The sequence below is a fragment of the Streptomyces sp. NPDC003038 genome, assembly GCF_040611115.1.
Lineage (GTDB): Bacteria > Actinomycetota > Actinomycetes > Streptomycetales > Streptomycetaceae > Streptomyces.
The window spans coordinates 1-16,802 of the sequence record NZ_JBEXNN010000021.1 but is presented as its reverse complement, the minus strand read 5'-3'; the positions used below and the strand labels follow the sequence as shown (position 1 = coordinate 16,802).

The 16,802-nt window shown below is 71.4% G+C and carries 13 protein-coding genes; 5 read left to right on the top strand and 8 right to left on the bottom strand.

Translation table 11 applies throughout. The annotated features are described in order from the left end of the window. Positions 1-147: 147 nt before the first annotated feature. Together ABZX75_RS23815 and ABZX75_RS23810 are read right to left on the bottom strand one after the other, a co-directional pair. Positions 148-381 carry a hypothetical protein gene (locus ABZX75_RS23815; RefSeq protein WP_355413725.1) on the bottom strand — a complete coding sequence of 78 codons (234 nt, stop codon included), beginning with the start codon at positions 379-381 and terminating at the stop codon, positions 148-150. Then, on the bottom strand, positions 378-1,301 hold the full coding sequence (locus tag ABZX75_RS23810; protein WP_355413723.1) for an SPFH domain-containing protein: 924 nt from the start codon (positions 1,299-1,301) through the stop codon (positions 378-380). Before ABZX75_RS23810 ends, ABZX75_RS23815 begins: the two co-directional genes overlap by 4 nt. A gap of 231 nt (positions 1,302-1,532) precedes the next feature. Here ABZX75_RS23810 and ABZX75_RS23805 point away from each other — a divergent pair, with 231 nt between their 5' ends. Further along, complete coding sequence (locus tag ABZX75_RS23805; RefSeq protein WP_355413721.1) at positions 1,533-3,806, top strand: transglycosylase domain-containing protein; 2,274 nt, start codon at positions 1,533-1,535, stop codon at positions 3,804-3,806. Between the two features lie 78 nt (positions 3,807-3,884). On the opposite strand, the gene ABZX75_RS23800 is transcribed toward ABZX75_RS23805, so the two are convergent. From ABZX75_RS23800 to ABZX75_RS23790, 3 genes are all read right to left on the bottom strand, one after another. Continuing rightward, the gene (locus ABZX75_RS23800) at positions 3,885-6,086 is read right to left on the bottom strand and encodes a SpoIIE family protein phosphatase (protein WP_355413913.1); all 2,202 of its coding nucleotides are present in this window, start codon (positions 6,084-6,086) and stop codon (positions 3,885-3,887) included. A gap of 536 nt (positions 6,087-6,622) precedes the next feature. Beyond that, positions 6,623-7,381, bottom strand: a complete 759-nt coding sequence (locus ABZX75_RS23795; protein WP_355413719.1) for a DUF402 domain-containing protein — start codon at positions 7,379-7,381, stop codon at positions 6,623-6,625. 112 nt (positions 7,382-7,493) lie between these two features. Continuing rightward, positions 7,494-8,897 carry a class II fumarate hydratase gene (locus ABZX75_RS23790; RefSeq protein ID WP_355413717.1) on the bottom strand — a complete coding sequence of 468 codons (1,404 nt, stop codon included), beginning with the start codon at positions 8,895-8,897 and terminating at the stop codon, positions 7,494-7,496. Between the two features lie 107 nt (positions 8,898-9,004). Between ABZX75_RS23790 and ABZX75_RS23785 the strand changes: the two genes are divergently transcribed. Further along, entirely contained in the window at positions 9,005-10,531 is a 1,527-nt protein-coding gene (locus tag ABZX75_RS23785; protein ID WP_355413715.1) for a ricin-type beta-trefoil lectin domain protein, read from the top strand. 76 nt (positions 10,532-10,607) lie between these two features. On the opposite strand, the gene ABZX75_RS23780 is transcribed toward ABZX75_RS23785, so the two are convergent. Continuing rightward, a complete protein-coding gene (locus ABZX75_RS23780) occupies positions 10,608-11,381 on the bottom strand; it encodes a glycerophosphodiester phosphodiesterase family protein (protein ID WP_355413713.1) in 774 nt (257 codons plus the stop codon). A 206-nt stretch (positions 11,382-11,587) separates the two neighbouring features. Next, the gene (locus tag ABZX75_RS23775) at positions 11,588-13,276 is read right to left on the bottom strand and encodes a fumarate hydratase (RefSeq protein ID WP_355413711.1); all 1,689 of its coding nucleotides are present in this window, start codon (positions 13,274-13,276) and stop codon (positions 11,588-11,590) included. A 201-nt stretch (positions 13,277-13,477) separates the two neighbouring features. On the opposite strand from ABZX75_RS23775, the gene ABZX75_RS23770 reads away from it, so the two are divergent. Both ABZX75_RS23770 and ABZX75_RS23765 read left to right on the top strand, forming a co-directional pair. Next, positions 13,478-14,155: a DUF1707 domain-containing protein gene (locus ABZX75_RS23770; RefSeq protein ID WP_355413911.1), complete on the top strand. Its 678-nt coding sequence runs from the start codon at positions 13,478-13,480 to the stop codon at positions 14,153-14,155. 196 nt (positions 14,156-14,351) lie between these two features. After that, positions 14,352-14,687, top strand: coding sequence for a WhiB family transcriptional regulator (locus ABZX75_RS23765; protein WP_355413909.1), 336 nt, complete (start codon positions 14,352-14,354; stop codon positions 14,685-14,687). Between the two features lie 222 nt (positions 14,688-14,909). Here the strand turns inward: ABZX75_RS23765 and glpX are convergent, their stop codons facing one another. Then, positions 14,910-15,941, bottom strand: a complete 1,032-nt coding sequence (gene glpX, locus ABZX75_RS23760; protein WP_355413709.1) for a class II fructose-bisphosphatase — start codon at positions 15,939-15,941, stop codon at positions 14,910-14,912. A 237-nt stretch (positions 15,942-16,178) separates the two neighbouring features. Here glpX and ABZX75_RS23755 point away from each other — a divergent pair, with 237 nt between their 5' ends. Further along, positions 16,179-16,697, top strand: a complete 519-nt coding sequence (locus tag ABZX75_RS23755; protein ID WP_355413907.1) for a DUF4245 domain-containing protein — start codon at positions 16,179-16,181, stop codon at positions 16,695-16,697. Positions 16,698-16,802 lie beyond the last annotated feature (105 nt).

Here is a 16,802-nt window from a genome sequence, read left to right as displayed (position 1 = left end):
TCAGTCACAGGTCAGTGGGTTTGTCACGGTTCTCTGGCGGTCCGTGGCCGGGGCTCCGCCCCCGACCCCGCGCCTCAAGCGCCGACGGGGCTGGACCGTGCTCGGCGCGATCCAGCCCCGCATGCGGCGTCATCCGGCAGCGCCGGCTCAGTCCGTGGACTTCGGGGGCCGGCCGCGGCGCGGGATCGGCGCCGGGCCGGACGGGAGGCGGCCGGCCTCGGACAGGGCGCGGCGGAGCAGGAACTCGATCTGGGCGTTGGCGCTGCGCAGCTCCTCGCCCGCCCAGCGGGCCAGCGCCTCGTACACCTGCGGGTCGAGCCGCAGCAGCACCTGCTTGCGCGCCTGTCGCCCCGCAGGGCTCTGCTCGCCGCCGGAGGTCACTGGTAGAGGGTGCCCGCGTTGACCACGGGCTGGACCGAGCGGTCCCCGCAGAGGACCACCATCAGATTCGAGACCATGGCGGCCTTCCGCTCCGGGTCCAGGTCCACGATGTCCTCCTCCGCCAGGCGCTTGAGGGCCAGTTCGACCATGCCGACGGCGCCCTCCACGATCTGCTTGCGGGCCGCCACGACCGCGCCCGCCTGCTGGCGCTGGAGCATCGCGGAGGCGATCTCCTGAGCGTACGCGAGATGCGTGAAGCGGGACTCGATGATCTGGACGCCGGCCGCCTCCACCCGGGCGTGGAGTTCGACGGCCAGCTTCTCGGTGATCTCCTCGGCGTTCCCGCGCAGCGACAGGCCGCCCTCCTCGTGCGCGTCGTAGGGGTACTCGATCGCGATGTGACGGACCGCGGCCTCGGTCTGGGTCTCGACGAACTCCGTGAAGTCCTCGACCTCGAAACTGGCCCGCGCCGTGTCCTCGACCCGCCACACCACGACCGCCGCCAGTTCGATCGGGTTGCCGTAGGCGTCATTGACCTTCATGACGGCCGTCTCGTGGTTGCGGACCCGCGTGGAGATCTTCTGCCGCGAGGTCAGCGGGTTGACCCAGCGCAGCCCGTCGATGCGGATCGTGCCCCGGTAGCGGCCGAACAGCTGGACCACCCGGGCCTCGCCCGGCGCCACGGTGTTCAGTCCGGTCATCGCTATGAGGGAGGCGATGATCACCAGGAGGCCGCCGGCTACCAGTGCCGCCTGGAAGCCGACGGTGATCGCCGACGTCGCGCCGACGGTGATCAGGCCCACGCCCGCGAGCACGCCGGCCAGTCCGAGCAGCAGCGCCAGGCCGCCGCCCACGCTGCGCGCGGTGAATTCCCGTACCCCGTCCGGTGTGGCGACTGCCGTGGCGACTGGATTCGTCATCTGTTCCCCCGAGTCTGTCGGTCGCGGCCCATCGGACCGCCTAGCAAAGTGATATCACTTTTTTGGCGTCCGGCAACCGTTCGGCCCCCTCCTGCGTCGGTTCCCTTGATGTGGGTGCTGATTCTCACGTCCGAATTGACCGATATTGGCCTTGCTTGGCCAACCTTTGTCACAGCCTGTGGTGTTAGCTTTCTCAGCTGACGTCGGGGGAAATCGAGCGGAGCGGGAGCGATGGGCCGAGCAGAAGCACGTAAGGCGCAGCAGCAGCGCGGTGCGCGGCGGGCGCCGAGCGGACGCACCAAGGGCAGGGAGCGCTCCGGCGAACGCTCCGGCATACGCCGCTTCTTCACGTGGAAGAAGATCCTCGGCACGTTCTTCGGGATGATCCTGCTCGGCATGGCCGCGTTGGTCGGCCTCTACTTCTATGTGGAGAAGCCCGACCCCAACCAGCACGCGACGCTCCAGAGCAACGTGTACAAGTACGCCGACGGGTCGATCATGGCCCGCACCGGCGAGGTCAACCGCGAGATCCTGCCGATCGACAAGATCCCGAAGGACGTTCAGGCGGCGTTCATCGCCATCGAGAACAAGTCCTTCTACGAGGACCGCGGAGTCGACGTCAAGGGCCTGGCCCGTGCGGTGTGGAACACGGTCAGCGGCCAGGGCAAGGCCGGCGGTTCGACGATCACCCAGCAGTACGTCAAGAACTACTACCTGAACCAGGACCAGACGGCGTCCCGCAAGCTCAAAGAGCTGGTGATCTCCCTCAAGGTCGACGCCGACATGGAGAAGGACGAGATCCTCGCCGGCTACATGAACACCAGCTACTACGGCCGGGGCGCCTACGGCATCCAGGCCGCCGCGCAGGCCTACTACGGCGTCGACGCGGAGAAGCTGACCCTGGAGCAGGGCGTCTACCTCGCCGCCGTCCTCCAGGCCCCCAGCCAGTACGACCTGGCCGTCGCCGGCCCGAAGGCCAGGGACCTGGTCATGGTCCGCTTCAACGGCACCCTCGCCAACATGGTCGACATGGGCAAGCTGGACGCCGCCAAGAGCAAGGAGCTCAAGCTCCAGGAGCCGATCAAGCCCAAGCCCGCCCCCGGCATGGAGGGCACCGTCGGCTACCTGGTCCAGGCCGCCAACGACGAGCTCAAGAAGCAGAACATCCTCCCCGAGCAGATCACGGCCGGCGGCTGGACGATCACCCTCTCCATCGACAAGGAGAAGCAGGCGGCGCTGGACAAGGCGGTCCAGGACGAGCTGGAGTCCAAGCTCGACCGCAAGGACACCGCCAAGCGCCCCGTCGACCAGAACGTGCAGGCCGGCGCCACCTCGGTGAACCCGAAGACCGGCGAGATCGTCGCGATGTACGGCGGCACGGGCATCGCCGACCACTGGTCGAACAACGCCCTGCGCACCGACTACCAGCCCGGCTCGACTTTCAAGCCGATCGTGCTCGCCTCCGCCCTGGAGAACAAGGCGACCACCCAGGACGGCAAGGAGATCACGCCGAACGCGCTCTACGACGGCACCAGCAAGCGGCAGGTCGTCGGCAGCAAGATCCCCTTCAACCCGCAGAACCAGGACGACAAGGACTACGGCGACCCGTGGATCACGGTGCAGGACGCCACCAACTCCTCCGTGAACTCCGTCTACGCGCAGATGATCGTGGACGTCAAGCCGCCCAACGTGAAGAAGACGGCCCTCGCCCTCGGCATGCAGGACCGTGAGGGCTGGCCCGAGGACAAGCCGGCCATGTCGCTCGGCACCATGAGCGCCAACACCGTCGAGATGGCCGCCGTCTACGCCACCTTCGACAACCACGGCAAGAAGGTCACGCCGACCATCGTCAAGAAGGCCGAGCACAAGGACCGTGAGTTCACGCCGGTCGAGGCGGTCGGCGGTCAGGCGATCAGCCGTGAGACCGCCGACACGGTGACCAAGGTGCTCACCGGCGTCGTCAACGACGGCTCCGGCTCGAAGGTCAAGAGCAGCGCCTACGAGGCCGCCGCCAAGACCGGTACCACCGAGTCCAACGTGGCGGCCTGGTTCACCGCGTACACCCCGGAGCTCGTCACGGTCGTCGCGATGTTCGGCGAGGAGCCCGGCACGGGCAGGCAGGTCACCCTGACCGGCACCGCAGGCCTGGGGCGCGCGGGCGGTTCCAGCTTCCCCGCCGAGATCTGGAAGGCCTACACCCTGGCCGCGCTCAAGGGCGAGAAGACGGGCAAGTTCGACCTGTCGGAGGCGGACATGGGCGCGGTGGTCGTGCCGTCCCGCAGCGCGTCCCCCAGCCCGTCGCCGAGCCAGTCCTCGTCCAGCGCTCCCGCGAGCATCAGCCGGTCGCCGGAGAACACCCCGGACCCGAGCAAGAGCACCTCCAAGTCGCCGGACCCGAGCGCGAGTTCGCCGAAGCCCGACCCGAGCAAGAGTTCGCCGAAGCCGGATCCGAGCAAGAGCTCACCGAAGCCGCAGGACCCGCCGCCGCTGTTCCCGGATTCGTAGGCCGCGGACACGGACAGAGCGCCGCCCCGCAGTGTTCACACTGCGGGGCGGCGCTCTGTCGTGCGTGGTCCCGGCGTGTCAACGCCGCTCGTGCGCCCCCGGCAAGGCGAGCTCGAACCAGACCACCTTTCCGCTGCTCAGACGGGTGGCGCCCCAGCGGCGGGCCATCCGGTTGACCAGGAACAGGCCACGGCCGCCCTCGTCGGTGTCCCGGGCCCGGCGCTGGCGGGGCAGTTGCGGGGAGTCGTCGCCGACCTCGCAGCGCAGCACGTCCGTCCGCAGCAGGCGCAGGGTCACGGGCCGCTCCGCGTACCGGACGGCGTTCGTCACGACCTCGCTGACCAGTAGCTCCAGGGAGTCACTGAGCTCCTCCAGACCCCACCGGGTCAGGGCGCGGCGGGCGAACCGGCGGGCCCGTCCCGGAGCCGTCTCCTCCGGGTCCAGGAACCAGTACGCCACGTCACTGGGCGCGATCCCCTCGAAGCGGGCCGCGAGCAGCGCGATGTCGTCGTCGCGGTCGCCCGGCCCCAGCATGTCCAGGACGTCGTCGCAGAGGGCCTCCAGCGGCGGCGGATGGTCCAGGCCGGTCAGCTGGGCGGTGGTGGCCAGCCGCTCGCGGAGCTGCTCGATGCCGGTCCACACGTCGCGCAGGCGGGATTCCACCAGCCCGTCCGTGTAGAGCAGCAGGGTGGCCCCGGCGGGCGCGTCCAGCTCCACGGCCTCGAAGTCCACGCCGCCGACGCCGATGGGGGCGCCGGGCGGCACGCGCAACACCTCGGCGCGGCCGCCCAGGTGCAGCAGTACCGGCGGCGGGTGGCCGGCGTTGGCGATGGTGATCCGGTGTGAGACGGGGTCGTAGACGGCGTAGAGGCAGGTGGCCATGCGGTCGGAGCCGAGCCGTTGGGCCTGCTCGTCCAGGTGGTGCAGCACCTCGGCCGGCGGGAGGTCGAGCTGGGCCAGGGTCTGCGCGGTGGTGCGGAGCTGGCCCATGATCGCGGCGGAGGTCATGGAGTGGCCCATGACGTCGCCGACGACGAGCGCGACCCGGCTGCCGGGCAGCGGTATCGCGTCGTACCAGTCGCCGCCGACCCGTGCCGTCTCGGCGGCGGGCAGGTAGCGGGAGGCGAGGCGCACCCCGGTGGGCTGCGGGAGGCTGTCGGGCAGCATGGTGCGCTGGAGTTCGTCGGCGATGTACGCCTCGCGGCCGTACAGGACCGCCTTGTCGATGCCGAGCGCCGTGTGGGTGGCCAGCTGGGCGGCGACCAGGAGGTCGTTCTGCTCGAAGGCGGGACGCTCCGGGCTGCGCAGGAAGACGGCCGCTCCGATCACGCGGCGGCGCCCGCGCAGCGGCGCGAGGATGGCCCGCTGGCCGCGCGGAAGGGGATGGTCCGCGCCCAGCAGCTCCGGCAGCGCGGCCTTGGCGCCGGGGGAGGACCCGAAGACGGGCCGTACGCCGCGCAGCACCTCGGCGAGCGCGCCGCCGGGCCGGATCTCGCACAACTCGGCTGCGGGCAGGTCACCTTGCGGGCCGACCAGCGGCAACTGGCTGAAATCCAGCTCGCCGGTGGCCCCCGCGGCCCCGGCGGGGTCCGTGCCCGCGCTGGTGGTGCCGCCGCTGTCGGTGAGATCGTCGATCGGCCGGAGCCGGTCGGTCCGGCGGAGCCTTAAAACGACCGGGCCGACGGGGCGCTCGTCACCGACCGGGAGCGGGTCCCGGAGATACACGAGGATGGCGTCGGAAAACGTCGGCACGGTGGCCCGGCACAGGCCGAGCACGATCTCGTCGAGGTCGATGCCGCGGGCGATGCGGCGGGTGGCGGCGCCGACGAAGCGCAGCCGGTCGCCTTCGCGGCGCGCGACGGTGTCCCCGGTCGTGGCGACCGGTATCCCGGTCCCGCCGCCGTGGCGCCCGGCCGCGGCGGAGAGTACGTACTCCTGCTCCTGGCCGGCGGAGCCCTGCGGGCCGCGCGCGGGCCCGGGGAGGGTGCCGGCCTGCCCGTCGGGCTCCCGCGCGCTTCCCGCGGCGGCGGCGCGTGCGGCCTCGGCGTCGCGGCCCTGCGCACCGCGAGCGCCGGCGGCATCCTCGGCGGGGCCGGACGGTGCGGCGCCGGAGGGTTCGTGGCCGGAGGGTTCGCGGTCGAAGGGTGCGGTGCCCGCGCCCTGGGTGCCGGCGGGCTCGCCGGCGCTGCGCACGGCCTCGGCTCCGGAGGCTCCCGTCCCGGCGGCCCGGTCCTGTGCGCCGAGTCCGGACCCGGGCCGGCGGGAGGCCTCCACGGTCACCCGTACCGCCGGGTCCGCGCCCAGCGCGGCGGCGTCACGGCTGCGGGCCGCCGGGATGCCGGGGCGGGTGGCCTCGACGGCCGGGACGGGGGCCTTGCCGTGGCCGGGCTCGTCCGTACCCGCGCCGGAGGCGGCGAGGGCCGCGGCACGGGCCAGGTCGGCGCGGGCCAGGTCGGCGCGGGCCGGGCCGGAACCGGAGGGCAGCTCGGAGCCGCCCGGTGCCGGTGTCGCGGCGGCCGCGGCAGGCTGCGGGCCCTCCTGGGAGGTGGGGTACTCCGTCACGCGTGGAATTCCGTCCGTTTGCGCTCGATGTGCGCTGCACACAACTCGGTCAGTCGCGGTATACCCGCTCAGCGGCCGGGGCACCATCGCCCGCGATACCGCTTCCCCCTCGTTACCTCGTTCTGGGTTGACCTCCGGTCAAGTCCCGCATACGGCACGACACTTACGGATCTACGGCCCGAGCGCACCACTTCGGGCGCGCGACCTCGCGGAGGACGATCCTACGTTTGAACCCCGGGGGCACATCAAGGGTCTCATGACGTCATATGCGCCGGGGTGCGGTCCCAGTCCTCCGGCAGGACCGGAACCGTCCAGGCCGGATCCGGCCGCCAGTCCTGCCACCCGTCGGAGAACGGCGCCCCCCAGGCCTTGATCACATCGACCGCCGCCCGCCCGGCGGCCTGCACCCGCCGCGCCTGCTCCCGGTCCATCAGACCGGAGCGCTGGGCCTGCGCGAACTCGTCCTCGTCCAGCCACTTCCAGCTGCGGTCGGGATGCACGGCGATGTCCAGGAAGTGGTCCTCGGAGTCGACCCCGCCCGCCCAGCGGGCACGCGGCTCCTCCAGATTCACGTACCAGTTCTTGAACCGCCAGCCGCGCTCCCAGAACAGCCACACCGACCACGGGTCCCCGGGCCGGGCCAGCTTCAGCACACCGGTGCCGAACCAGCGCGACCGTACGGTGGTCCGCGGCGCGGTGTAGCGGGTGGCGAGCGGTTCCGCGTGCACGGGGGTGCCGTCCACGAGGACCGGTTTGACGCATTCGGTACCGGGGGCCATCCACACGGCCAGCAGCTCGGCGGTGTCCTGCACCACGGTCACCGGACGGCAGATGTGCACCTGGCCCTTCGCCGCCGGGGCGTGGTCGCGGTAGCGCCAGAGGATCTGCTCCCCGGGCGCCCAGCGCACGGCCCGCGCCTTGCCCCGCACGGTGGTCCGTGCCTCGCCCCGCACGTCACCCCGTGCCTCGCCCCGCGCCGCGCCGCCCCCCGCTGGCCTGAAGGTACCTGTCATGCGCAGATCTTAGGGCGGGGGCCCTCGCGCCCGCTGCGGTGCAGGTCACGGAGGCGTCGGGGGACGGTAATCGACCGAATCCGGACCCTGGGGGCGCCGCGCGGGGGGAGTTTCAGGGGCGCGTCATGCGCAGCACGTCCAGGGCCTCGTCCAGCTGCTCCAGGGTGAGGTCGCCGCGGTCGACGTAACCCGACTCCAGCACGACCTCCCGGATCGTCTTCTGCTCCGCGAGGGCCTTCTTGGCGACCTTGGCCGCCTCCTCGTAGCCGATGTAGCGGTTCAGCGGGGTCACCACGGAGGGTGAGGATTCCGCGTACTGCCTGGCCCGCGCCGTGTTGGCGGTGATTCCGTCGACCGTGCGGTCGGCGAGCAGGCGACTCGCGTTGCCGAGCAGCCGGATCGATTCCAGGAGGTTCCTGGCCATCACCGGGAGCATCACGTTGAGTTCGAAATTACCGGCCGCTCCCGCCACCGCGACGGCGGCGTCGTTCCCCATCACCTGGGCGGCGACCATCAGGACGGCCTCCGGCACGACCGGATTGACCTTCCCGGGCATGATCGAGGACCCCGGCTGGAGATCGGGGAGATTGATTTCGGCCAATCCGGTGCGCGGACCGGAGGCCATCCAGCGCAGGTCGTTGGAGATCTTGGTGAGCGAGACGGCGACGGTACGGAGCATGCCCGACGTCTCCACCAGCGCGTCCCGTGCCCCCTGGGCCTCGAAGTGGTTGCGGGCCTCGGTCAGCGGCAGGCCGGTGGTGGCGGCCACCTCGGCGATGACGGCGGCGGAGAAACCGGGCGGGGTGTTGATCCCGGTGCCCACCGCGGTGCCGCCCAACGGCAGTTCGGCGAGGCGGGGCAGGGCCGCCCGCAGCCGCTCGACGCCGTAGCGGAGCTGGACCGCGTACCCGCCGAACTCCTGGCCCAGGGTGACCGGGGTGGCGTCCATCAGGTGGGTCCGCCCGGCCTTGACGACCTGCTGGAACTCGGCGGCCTTGCGCTCCATCGCGCCGGCGAGGTGCTCCAGGGCCGGGATCAGCTCGCCGGTGACGGCGGCGGTGGCGGCGATGTGGATGGAGGAGGGGAAGACGTCGTTGGAACTCTGCGAGGCGTTGACGTGGTCGTTGGGGTGGACCGGGCGCCCCAGGCGCTCGGTGGCCAGGGTGGCGATGACCTCGTTGGCGTTCATGTTGGAGGAGGTCCCGGAACCGGTCTGGAAGACGTCCACCGGGAAGTGTTCGTACCAGCGGCCCTCGGCCACCTCGTCGGCGGCGGACCGGATGGCGTCGGCGATGTCCTGGTCCACCACGCCGAGGCGCGCGTTGACCACGGCGGCCGCGGCCTTGATCCGGGCCAGCGCCTGGATGTGGGCGTCCTCCAACCGCTGCCCCGAGATGGGGAAGTTCTCCACCGCGCGCTGGGTCTGAGCCCGCCATTTGGCGTGCGCGGGGACGCGTACCTCGCCCATGGAGTCGTGCTCGACGCGGTAGGCGTCGGCCTGCTGATCTTCCGTCATTTTCATGGCCTCCTCTAAAAGTTGAGCAATTGTCTTGTTCGAAGTGTTCCCAAGTCCCTTACCGGCCAGTAAATACCGGGGGTAACACAGACATCGGGGAGGCGTTCATGGCACGTGCACGTACGAAGCCCGGGCTCAGATCTACCTTCGCCGCGGTCGCGGCGTTCGCGGCCGCCCTCGGGGGCGTCACCGCCATCACCCCCATGGCCCAGGCGGCCACCCCCGCCGGCGCCGTCACCCCCCTCTCGCCAGAGCTGGAGGCGATCCGCGCCGCGGAGGCCACCAAGATCTACGGTGATGCGGCCATCCGTCCACTGAACGAACGCAAGACGGGCCTGATCTCGCTGGGCGACAGCGAGATTTCGGGCGAGGGCGTCGGCACCTACGACCCCGCGACCAATACGCCCACCAACCAGTGCCACCGCTCGCCGGACACGGCGATCCACCGCACCGGCATCCAGGCCGACCTGACCTTCAACGTAGCCTGCTCCGGCGCGTACAGCGGCAACATCAAGATAGGCGGCACCAAGCAGTACGCCGACGAGCTGGTGCAGAGCGACAGCCTCGCGATCAAGGCCCGCAACACCAGGATCAAGATGGTGCTGCTGGTCGCCGGGGCCAACGACGACCTGCAGTTCGGCCCGGTCATGACGGACTGCGTGACCCGCTGGGTGCTCAGCCAGGGCGCCTGCGAGCCCAAGTACGCCCCCGGCTGGCAGGCCCGCGTCGACGGCCTCAGGCCCAAGGTGGAATCCACCGTCGCGGACCTCAAGACCGTCATGCGCGGCGCCGGCTACGCCGACTCCGACTACAAGCTGGTCGTGATGGGCTACCCCAGCCCCATCGGCCCCGACTTCTACGACAACCCGAACTTCCCCGGCAAGCTGCCCGGCGGCTGCGCCGGCTACGACTCCGACGCCCGCTGGGGCCGCGACTACGCGGTGCCCGCCTTCGAGAAGGGCATGCGCCAGGCCGCCCGCAACTCCGGCGCCCTCTACCTGGACAACTCGCGGCTGTTCCACGGCCACGAGGTGTGCATGGAGGACGCCTGGGCCCGCGGTCTCTACCTGGACCTCGCGGACCACTTCCCGTGGGACGAGAACACCGCGCGCCAGTCGTTCCACCCCAACTCCCGGGGCCACGGGGCGTTCGCGGCGTGCCTGACCCAGCTCTACGACTCCGGCCTGCGCGAGGCCTCCTGCGCCGACCCGGCGAGCACCGGCACCCCCGTCCTGCAGGCCGGGGCCTGGGACGACCTGTACAGGCCCCTGAAGAACGAGGCGACCGGCAACTGCCTGGACTCCTTCGGCGGCTCCAGCGCCCATGGCACCAAGGTCGTGGGCTGGGACTGCCACGGCGGCCGCAACCAGGGCTGGTGGTACGACGCCGCCCGCAAGTCCGTCCACATCGAGCTGACCCATGACCGCTGCCTCGACGCCCCCGGCGCCGCCTACGGCAACGGCACCGGCCTGATCCTCTACAACTGCCACGGCGGCGCGAACCAGCGGTTCGTCCGCGACGGCGCCACCCTCCGCCCCGCAGCCGCACCGGGCATGTGCCTGACGGTCGCCGCCGCCCACGACCCGCTGCGCCTGCAGACCTGCAACGGATCCGCGAACCAGCGCTTCGTGTAACCGCCCCTTTCCCACCGGACCACCACACCCAGACCCCCCACACCCGGCCGGCGCACCCCGGCCGGGTGTCTCCATGTCACCTCGCGTCGAGCTGCTCGCGCACCGCGCGCGGCCGGTTGGTGATGATCGTGTCCACGCCGAGGCGCAGACACAGCTCGACGTCCTCCGGCTCGTCCACGGTCCACACCCGTACGGCCAGCCCCTTCGCCTTCAGCCGGGCCACCAGCCGCGGGTCCCCGCGTACGAGGTCGATGCCCGGGCCCGCGTGGCCGGCGTAGGGCGGGCGTACGGGCCTGATCCTGCGCTCCATCAGGTACACCGCGGGCAGGCCGGGCGCGAGCCGGTGCATGCGGGTCAGGGCGCCCCGCGAGAAGCTCATCACCTCGACGCGGCCGGTGGAGCCGTCGGCCAGCCCGTACTGCCGGAGCATCCGCACCAGTTCGGCCTCCAGGCGGCCGCCCGCACGCGTCGGGTGCTTGGTCTCGACGGCGAGCCCCACCGGCCGGGGCGCGGCCAGCGCCTCCCGGAGCAGATCCTCGAAGAGCAGCACCCGGGAGCCGGCGTGCGCGGCCCCCTTCCACGCCCCGAAGTCGAGGGCGGACAGCTCCTCGTAGGTCATCGCCGAGACCAGGCCCCGCCCGTCGGAGGTCCGGTCCACGCGCCGGTCGTGCACGCATACGAGCCGGTGGTCGGCGGTGAGCCGTACGTCGCATTCGAGGGCGTCGGCCCCGTCGGCGATGGCCTGCCGATAGGCGGCGAGGGTGTGCTCGGGATGCTCGTCGGAGGCCCCGCGATGCGCGACCACGCGCGTGGCGCGGGCGGTGCGGAGGGAGGGCGTCGTCGCTGCCATACGGGAATCCTTGCGAACCGGGGTGAACACACAGGCAGGGGGCTGTGACCCCGACGTTAACCGGATGCGGACGCCCTGCCGGGCAGGACGGGGCGACGCCGTGCCGGAGCCGACGACGGTGGCCTTGAGGCCGCCCTCGGCGGAGACCGTGGACATGAGCAAGGGCCCCTCTCCCGAAGGGGAGAGAGGCCCTCGGGGAAAGAGCGTCAGAGGCCGGGACCGCGCACCGGGATGTGGGTGAAGGTCGGCTCCGGGGCCGGGTTCTGGAAGAAGTCGTTGCCCTTGTCGTCAACGACGATGAAGGCCGGGAAGTCCTCGACCTCGATCTTCCAGACCGCCTCCATGCCGAGTTCCTCGTACTCCAGGACCTCGACCTTCTTGATGCAGTCCTGGGCGAGACGCGCGGCCGGGCCGCCGATCGAGCCGAGGTAGAAGCCGCCGTGCGAGCCGCACGCGTCCGTCACCTGCTGCGAGCGGTTGCCCTTGGCCAGCATGACCTTGGAGCCGCCCGCCGCCTGGAACTGCTCGACGTACGAGTCCATCCGGCCGGCCGTGGTGGGGCCGAAGGAGCCCGAAGCGTAGCCCTCGGGGGTCTTGGCGGGACCGGCGTAGTAGACCGGGTGGTCCTTGAGGTACTGCGGCATGCCCTCGCCCGCGTCCAGCCGCTCCTTGATCTTGGCGTGCGCGATGTCGCGCGCCACGACCAGCGGGCCGGTCAGCGAGAGGCGGGTCTTGACCGGGTGCTTGGTGAGCGTGGCGAGGATGTCGTCCATCGGCTGGTTCAGGTCGATGGAGACGACGTCGGAGGCCTCGGCCAGGTGCGCGTCCGTGGTCTCCGGCAGGAAGCGCGCCGGGTCCGTCTCCAGCTGCTCCAGGAAGACGCCCTCGGCGGTGATCTTCGCGGTGGCCTGGCGGTCCGCCGAGCAGGACACGGCGATCGCGACCGGAAGGGACGCGCCGTGGCGCGGCAGGCGCACGACGCGGACGTCGTGGCAGAAGTACTTGCCGCCGAACTGGGCGCCGATGCCGATCTTCTGCGTCAGCTCGAAGACCTGCTGCTCGAGGTCGAGATCGCGGAAGCCGTGGCCCAGGGCGGAGCCCTCCGTCGGCAGCTCGTCCAGGTAGTGGGCCGAGGCGTACTTCGCGGTCTTCAGCGCGTGCTCGGCGGAGGTGCCGCCGACCACGATCGCGAGGTGGTAGGGCGGGCAGGCCGCCGTACCGAGCGAGCGGATCTTCTCCTCCAGGAACTTCATCATGGAGGCCTCGTTGAGGACCGCCTTGGTCTCCTGGTAGAGGAAGGACTTGTTGGCCGAGCCGCCGCCCTTGGCCATGAAGAGGAACTTGTAGGCGCCGCCGTCGGTCGCGTACAGCTCGATCTGCGCGGGCAGGTTGGAGCCGGTGTTCTTCTCCTCCCACATGGTGAGGGGAGCCATCTGCGAGTAGCGCAGATTCAGCCGCGTGTACGCGTCGAAGATGCCGCGCGACAGGGCCGCCTCGTCGCCGCCCGAGGTCAGCACGTTCTGACCGCGCTTGCCCATCACGATCGCCGTACCCGTGTCCTGACACATCGGCAGGACGCCGGCCGCCGCGATGTTCGCGTTCTTCAGCAGGTCCAGCGCGACGAACTTGTCGTTCGAGGAGGCCTCGGGGTCGTCGATGATGCGGCGCAGCTGCGCGAGGTGCGCGGGACGCAGGAAGTGCTGGATGTCGTGGATGGCCTCTTCGGCGAGCTTGCGCAGCGCCTCCGGCTCCACCTTGAGGAACGTACGGCCGTCCGCCTCGAAGGTGGACACGCCCTCGGCGGTCACCAGCCGGTAGGGGGTGGTGTCCTCGCCCAGGGGCAGCAGGTCGGTGTACGCGAACGCCGGGCCGGGGGGGCGGGGGCTAAGGGACATGGGGGCCATTCCTCACTCGGCAGACAGCGCTGACGACCAATTGGCAGCGCAGTCCACCAGCGTAGGACCTCCCGGCGCGTGCGTGTCTGTGAGGTAAGGCTCACTCAGCAGTATCGCGATCTATCGTGTCTCGCTATGCTGGGTGGCGTGGACCTGGAAAAGCACCCCACCGCCCCCGCGCAGCCTCCCGCAGCCGCGCCCGTGCCGGCGCCCGTGCCGGCTGCCGCGCCCGCGCCCGCAGCCCCGCCCGCCGGACTGCGTGCCTCCGACGCCGACCGGGACCGGATCGTCCAGACCCTCGGTGACGCCCTGGCCGAGGGCCGGCTCACCGCCCAGGAGCACTCCGAGCGCCTGGACTCGCTGTACGCCCTCAAGACGGTCGGCGAGCTGGACGTGCTGGTGCGCGACCTGCCCGCGCCCGGCGGCGCCCGCGCCTGGGACGAGTACCCCGTGGCCGCCCCGGGTGCGCCCGCCGCGGCCGTCGGCCCCACCGAGACCGTGGTCGCCGTGTGCAGCAGCTCCGCCCGCAAGGGCCGCTGGCGGCCGGGGGCGCAGACCCGTGCGGTCTCGGTCATGGGCGACATCACCATCGACCTCACGGAAGCGGTCTTCGAGCAGCAGGTCACGGAGATCACCGTGACCTGCGTCCTGGGGAACGTCGAGGTGGTGGTCCCGGAGAACGTCACGCTCCGCGGCTACGGCAGCGGAGTCCTCGGAAACTTCGAGGTGGGCGGCGAGGGCCGCGCGGAGACCGATCCGCAGGCTCCGGTCGTGATCGTCCGTGGCTTCTCGCTGCTCGGCAACATCGAGGCGCGGCCCAAGCGCGGCGCGCGGCTGGTCGATCTGGCCCTCCAGCTGCGCAAGCGCGGGGAAGGGTAGCCCTCCGGCCACGGCCCCCGTCGTATTTCGGTCGAACCTCCCGCCCGGTGGCACGGGGCGCATAGGGGCGCGCACAGCGGGTAGGGACAGGTGCATCGTCTCTCGCTCGCGTATACGTCGTCAGGAGTAGACCGTGCCGCATCCGCCGCATCAGTCCCTGCAGGTCGCCGCCGTCCAGAGCCTTCAGGGGCGCGCGCTGGCCGTGCCGAAGCCACGGGTGCCGGCCAGGGTGGAAGACGGCCCATGGCATGCGGAGGCGGTGTGCCGCCGCGACGAGGCGGGGCTCTTCTTCGCGCCCTCGAAGGAGCCGACCGCGGCCCGTCTCTCCCGCGAGGAGGCCGCCAAGCGCGTCTGCGCCCGCTGCCCGGTGATGGTCGCCTGCCGCGAGCACGCGCTGCTCCAGCCGGAGCCTTACGGGGTGTGGGGCGGGCTCACCGCGGCCGAGCGCCGGGTGGTGCTGGCGCGGATGCGGCGCAGGTCGGCGGAGCTGCGCCAGGGCCCGGGAGCCGAGCCGATAGCGGCCGCGGGCTGAGCCCGGGGCTGGGCTGATCCCGGGCGGGCTGATCCCGGGCGGGCTGAGCCCGGGCCTGCGGGGTCACCGTACGGGCCAGGGCCCGCGCCCTCGGCCCGTACGCGCGAGCCCTCGTAAGACGCCCCGAAGGAAGTCCCCAAGGGAAGTCCCGTAGGAAGAACGCCAGAGGGGCGGTCCCCGCCGCACGCGGGGACCGCCCCTCTGTTCTGCCGCCCGCCCGCTCTACTGGGCGCGGTCGAAGTCGATCGCGCTGTAGGCGCGGAGCTTCGCCAGGCGGTGGGTCGAGTCGATCTGCCGGATCGTGCCCGACTTCGAGCGCATGACCAGCGAGGACGTCGTCGCGGTCTCCGAGCGGTAGTGGACGCCGCGCAGCAGCTCGCCGTCCGTGATGCCGGTGGCGACGAAGAAGACGTTCTCGCCGGACACCAGGTCGTGCGTGGTCAGGACGCGGTCCAGGTCGTGGCCGGCGTCGAGGGCGCGACCGCGCTCGGCGTCGTCCTTCGGCCACAGCTTGCCCTGGATCGTGCCGCCGAGGCACTTGATGGCGCAGGCCGAGATGATGCCCTCGGGGGTGCCGCCGATGCCGAGGAGCAGGTCCACGCCGGTGCCCTCACGCACGGCCATGACCGAGCCCGCGACGTCGCCGTCCGAGATGAACTTGATGCGCGCGCCGGTCTCGCGGATCTCCTTGACGATGCCCTCGTGGCGGGGGCGGTCCAGGATGACGACCGTGACGTCCTCGACGGCCATGCTCTTGGCCTTGGCGACCCGGCGGATGTTGACCGAGACGGGGGCGTTGATGTCCACGAAGTCGGCGGCCTCGGGACCGGTGACGAGCTTGTCCATGTAGAAGACCGCGGACGGGTCGAACATGGTGCCGCGGTCGGCGGCCGCCAGTACGGCGATCGCGTTCGGCATGCCCTTGGCGTTCAGGGTGGTGCCGTCGATCGGGTCCACGGCGATGTCGACCTCGGCACCGGTGCCGTCGCCGACCCGCTCGCCGTTGAAGAGCATGGGGGCTTCGTCCTTCTCCCCCTCGCCGATGACGACGACGCCGTTCATCGAGACGGTGGAGATCAGGGTCCGCATCGCGTTGACCGCGGCGCCGTCCGCGCCGATCTTGTCGCCGCGTCCGACCCACCGGCCCGCGGCCATGGCTGCGGCCTCCGTGACACGGACGAGTTCCATGGCGAGGTTGCGGTCGGGGGCTTCGGGAGAGACTTCGAGCTGGGGCGGCAGGTTGTGCTCGGTCATCGGAGCGCACCTTTCTGTACGGCGACGGCCGGGAAGTGAGGGTGCTTGAACTCTATCGGTACGTCGATAAATTGAGCAGGGCGGGTCACGTATGAGCGGAATATCGGTCAGTCGATTGGCCTGAGCGGACATCTTGCGGCTCTCGGGGGGCGGGTGCGGGGGCGCCGCGCCGACCCCTGCGACGACCCCGGGAATGATCGCCCCCCGCTGATGCGCGACGATGGTCCCGTGGCAGGTATGAAAGGCAAGCAGACGGTCTGGGACATGGTCCGGTCGCTGGCGGTGATCGGCGTCGTCGTGGCGGGGATCTACCTCTTCGTCCCCCATGACGAGAAGGCCGATCCGACGCGCACGGTCGACTACCGCGTCGAGACGATCACCGCCCGGCGCGCGGCGCCGTACCCGGTGGCCGCGCCCGCAGGACTTCCGGCGGAGTGGCGGGCGACCTCGGTGACGTACGAGCGCAAGAACGCCAACGCCTGGCACCTGGGCTTCCTCGACCCGCAGCAGCAGTACGTGGCGGTGGAGCAGTCCAGCGACGTCTCGGCGAAGTACATCGGCAAGGTCACCCGGCAGGCGAAGGCCACCGGGCAGACGGAGCAGATCGGCGAGCTGACCTGGGAGCGCTGGGACGGCGAGAAGTACGACGCCCTCGTCCGGCAGGAACAGGGTCACGTCACCGTGGTGACCGGGACGGCGTCCTTCGAGCAGCTGGGCGCGATGGCGGCGGCGCTGGAGTTCAAGCAGGGCGGCTAGCACTCGTCGCCTCACCATGCGTAACGGGCCGTGCGGGGGGGGGGGCGGGCGGCCGGGCGCCCCGGGCGGGACGGGGGGTGTGGGGGGGGGCGCCCCAACGCCCGG